This window comes from Marinobacter sp. R17, from assembly GCF_003789045.1.
Taxonomy (GTDB): domain Bacteria; phylum Pseudomonadota; class Gammaproteobacteria; order Pseudomonadales; family Oleiphilaceae; genus Marinobacter_A; species Marinobacter_A mangrovi.
The window spans coordinates 1-4,287 of record NZ_RHGZ01000053.1; the positions used below are offsets into that span (position 1 = coordinate 1).

General features: G+C 57.3%; 5 protein-coding genes. All 5 read right to left on the bottom strand.

Annotation, left to right across the window (positions count from 1 at the left end; translation table 11 throughout):
- Window positions 1-178 precede the first annotated feature (178 nt).
- The 5 genes from EB809_RS20780 to petA all read right to left on the bottom strand — a co-directional run bounded on the left by EB809_RS20780 (window position 179) and on the right by petA (window position 3,976).
- The gene (locus EB809_RS20780; protein ID WP_190294993.1) at window positions 179-586 is read right to left on the bottom strand and encodes a ClpXP protease specificity-enhancing factor; all 408 of its coding nucleotides are present in this window, start codon (window positions 584-586) and stop codon (window positions 179-181) included.
- Between the two features lie 60 nt (window positions 587-646).
- Entirely contained in the window at window positions 647-1,276 is a 630-nt protein-coding gene (locus EB809_RS20785; RefSeq protein ID WP_123636770.1) for a glutathione S-transferase N-terminal domain-containing protein, read from the bottom strand.
- Window positions 1,277-1,389: 113 nt separating this feature from the next.
- A complete protein-coding gene (locus EB809_RS20790; RefSeq protein ID WP_123636771.1) occupies window positions 1,390-2,148 on the bottom strand; it encodes a cytochrome c1 in 759 nt (252 codons plus the stop codon).
- Window positions 2,148-3,380, bottom strand: a complete 1,233-nt coding sequence (locus EB809_RS20795) for a cytochrome b (protein WP_123636772.1) — start codon at window positions 3,378-3,380, stop codon at window positions 2,148-2,150. The genes EB809_RS20790 and EB809_RS20795 overlap by 1 nt, the downstream gene beginning before the upstream one ends.
- Window positions 3,380-3,976 (bottom strand): ubiquinol-cytochrome c reductase iron-sulfur subunit, encoded by a 597-nt coding sequence (petA, locus tag EB809_RS20800; protein ID WP_123636773.1) that lies wholly within the window; start codon window positions 3,974-3,976, stop codon window positions 3,380-3,382. Before petA ends, EB809_RS20795 begins: the two co-directional genes overlap by 1 nt.
- Between the last annotated feature and the right edge of the window lie 311 nt (window positions 3,977-4,287).

Sequence of the window (4,287 nt, forward strand, 5' to 3'; positions counted from 1 at the left end):
GCTCCACGCTTCCTCCCCACGGTCGGTCGCCCTTCCGCAGTTGCGCTTCACTTCGCTCGCTGTGGCCAGCTCACGGGAGGACTTGCACCTCCAGGAGTGCGCCCGTGCCGGGCGCACAAAAAAGCCGACCCGAGGGTCGGCTTTTCAGCATCCATTCATCCTGCGCCATGGCTGGCGTTTATTTCACCACTTTGAGGCTGGGCTTGCCAGATGGGCGTTCGGGCTGACTCTGCCCGTCACCGGAATCCGTACCCGTTCCATCTGGATCCGGCGTGCCCGGCTCACTGCCAAACACCATGCCTTCGCCGTTCTCGCGGGCGTAGATGGCCAGCACCGCGACCATCGGTACCGACACCTGCATGGGAACGCCGCCAAAGCGCGCGTTAAACTCAAGGGCGCTGTTGCCAATCATCAATCCCTTCACCGCACTGGGGCTGATGTTGAGGACGATCTGACCGTTAGCCACGTGCTCCGCCGGCACCTGGACACCCTGCACGCCCGCATCCACCAGGATGTAGGGCGTGCAGTTGTTATCCAGAATCCACTCGTTGAAAGCGCGCACCAGGTAGGGCCGGCTTGCTGTCATTCTGAATGCCTTCTCAGACATAACGCCTCCCGCTCAGGCTCGAAAATACATGGGTTCGGCTTAGCTGCGAATGTCTTCTTCGAGATCAGACAGGCTCGCCTTGAACCCCTCACGCTGGAACAGACGCTCCATGTACTTGATCAGGGGCTTGGCCTGCTTCTCGGAAAGCTCGATTCCCAGGGCCGGCAGGCGCCAGAGGATCGGACCGATACAGCAGTCAACGATGGTAAATTCCTCAGACAGGAAGTACGGCATCTCGCCAAACAGTGGTGCCGTGGCGAGCAGGCTTTCGCGCAACTCCTTGCGGGCGGCATCGGAGGCCTTGGCATTTGGCTGCGCCAGGATCTGGTCGACCAGGCCACACCAGTCTTTCTGGATGCGATGAATCATCAGACGGCTGTTGGCACGGGCAACCGGGTAGACCGGCAACAGCGGCGGATGTGGAAAACGCTCATCCAGGTATTCCATCATGATATTGGGCTCGTAGAGCACCAGATCACGATCAACCAGCGTGGGCAGCGCGTTGTAAGGATTCAGGTCGGAGAGTTCCTCCGGCGGGTTATCGGGATCCACGTCGACAACGTCCACCGTGACGCCCTTTTCAGCAAGTACGATACGCACCCGGTGGCTGTAATGGCTCGCCGGATCGGAAAAAAACGTCATTGATGACCGCTTGGTCACAACGCCCATAGAACTACTCCACGATTGCAGATACACAGAGATGAAATGGCTAAACGCAAAATTCCAGTGGGCTGACTTGCGCCCTACTGGAATTCTTGCAAAGCGGGATTATACCTGATTCTTTAGTGTACGTCTTTCCAGTACTCCCGATTGAGCAGGAAAGCAAACACGAAGAAGATGGCAATAAAGATCAGGACAAACATCCCCAGCCGCTCACGCTGGAGCTTGACCGGATCAGCCATGTAGGCCAGGAAGTTGGTCAGATCGTACATGGCGGCGTCGAAGTCGCCGGGATCCATGGTTCCCTCGATCGCCCACTCCGGGCAGGCGGTATCGTTCACCTCATTGCCGCTGAGCGGATCGATGCGCGACTGGTGGCCGATTTCCGGCTTCACGGCGCACAGCCCCTGCATATTCACCAGAACATGGGGCATACCCACGTTTTCGAAAACCACATTGTTGACGCCCATGGGGCGGGAATCGTCCTTGTAGAAACCGCGCAGATAGGAGTAGATCCAGTCCGTCCCACGCAGGCGGGCTTCGAGTGTCAGATCCGGCGGCGGGTTGCCGAACCAGGCTTCGGCCTGGTCCTTGTCCATACTGTTCTTCATCAACTCACCAATCTTGGCATCGGTAAAGATCAGGTTGTCCTCGTAGAGCTCCTCCGGGATCCCCGTGTCATTCGCCACCCGCTTGTAACGGGCGTACTGCATGGAATGGCATCCCATGCAGTAATTCGTGAACAAGGCCGCCCCCCGCTGCAACGAGGCTTTGTTGGAGAGATCCGGCTCCATGTGATCGAGGGGCATGCTGCCTTCACCAGCCGCCATACCTAGAACCGGCAAACAGATCAGGAAGAGACCCGCAATTATGTTTCTCATCACCCTGTCACCCTCTCCGGAACCGGTTTCGTTTTTTCCATCCTTGTATAGAACGGCATGAGGATAAAGTAGAGGAAATACAGCGTCGTCAACACCTGCGCCAGACCGGTGCGCAGGGCGCTCGGCGGCTTGATGCCCAGGTAACCCAGCACGATGAAGCTAATGGCAAAGATGGCCAGGGCAACCTTGCTCATCCAGCCCTTGTAGCGCATCGAGCGCACCGGGCTGCGATCCAGCCAGGGCAGCACGAAAAGAATGGCAATCGCGGCGCCCATGACCACCACACCCCAGAACTTGGCCGGCAAGCCGAACAGGTCCACCGTCACTGAGCGCAACATGGCGTAGAACGGCGTGAAGTACCACACCGGCGCAATGTGCGCAGGGGTTTTCAGCTGGTTGGCGGGCTCAAAGTTCGGCTTCTCCAGGAACAGACCGCCCATTTCCGGGAAAAAGAACACAACGACGCAGAAGATGAACAGGAAGACCGCCACACCGACTATATCGTGAACGGTGTAATAGGGATGGAAAGGGATACCGTCTTTGGGGATGCCGTTCTCATCCTTGTTCTTCTTGATTTCGATGCCGTCCGGATTGTTCGACCCCACTTCGTGAAGCGCCAGGATATGCAAAACCACCAGACCCAACAGGACGATGGGCAGCGCGATCACATGCAGTGCAAAGAAGCGATTGAGCGTGATGCCGGAGATGAGGTAATCACCGCGAATCCACAGCGAGAGGTCGTCGCCGATGCCGGGAATGGCGCCAAACAGGTTGACGATCACCTGTGCGCCCCAGTAAGACATCTGCCCCCATGGCAGCAGGTAGCCCATGAAAGCTTCGGCCATCAGCACCAGGTAGATCAGCATACCGAAGATCCAGATCAGCTCTCGCGGCTTTTGGTAGGAGCCGTACATGAGGCCACGGAACATGTGCAGGTACACCACAACGAAGAAGGCAGAGGCCCCCGTGGAGTGCATGTAGCGCAACAACCAGCCCCACTTCACGTCCCGCATGATGTACTCGACCGAGGCGAACGCCCCTTCTGCGGTCGGGTTGTAGCTCATGGTCAGCCAGATGCCGGTCACCAACTGGTTCACCAGCACCAACATCGCCAGCGAGCCGAAGAAGTACCAGATGTTGAAGTTCTTGGGCGCGTAATACTGGGCCAAGTGCTTGTTGTATGCGTCGACAATGGGAAGCCGGGCATCAATCCATTGAATGAGTTTTTGCATCACGCAGCCTCCGGATCAAGACCAATGGTCAGAGTGGTCTCCGAGTCATAACGGTAAGGCGGAACTTCGAGATTCAGTGGCGCGGGCTGACTCTGATAGACGCGGCCGGCGAGGTCGTAGTGCGAGCCGTGACACGGACAGAAAAAGCCGCCCAGCCAGTCCGGCCCCAGATCAGGAGGCGCGACTTCCGGCCGATAGGTGGGCACGCATCCCAGATGGGTACAAATACCGACAAGCACGGCAATGTCCGGCTTCAAAGAACGGTAGATGCCCTCGATGTATTCAGGTTGCTGGGAGGCCTCTTTGGACTGCGGGTCTTTGACCGTGTCGTTGAGCTTCTTGATGTTGTCCAGCATTTCGTCGGTCCGTCGCACTATCCAGACCGGCTTGCCGCGCCACTCAACAGTCACCTGCTGTCCCGGCTCGATCTTGTCGATGCTGACAGAGACCGGGGCTCCTGCCGCCTCGGCTTTGGCGCTAGGATTCCAGGACGCCACGAACGGCACAGCCGCCCCAACGACACCCACACCCCCAACGACAGACGTAGCACCAATCAGGAAGCGGCGCCGGCTTCGGCTCACGTCGCCATTATTCATTATGGTTATCTCCCACCAGGCGATGCGAAGCTGTCCCTACAGGCCGCACATCGTAAGACTTCACAACCCGAAATTTAGTTGTTGAAAATAGTAGTTAAATACCCTGACCCTTACAAGTTGGCAATCCGTGTCGCACGGCGACATCAGGCGCCTCGACGCTAACGGCCCGCTGAATTCCAGACAAAAAAAAGGTTCATCGCGGATTAGCGGGAAAAGAAAAGGAAGACGGCGGTAAAACGGGTTAAGTTTGCTTTCGCCAAAAACCAAACAAAAACCCATTCACCGCCGTCGTTATGAATGCTAATCCTCTT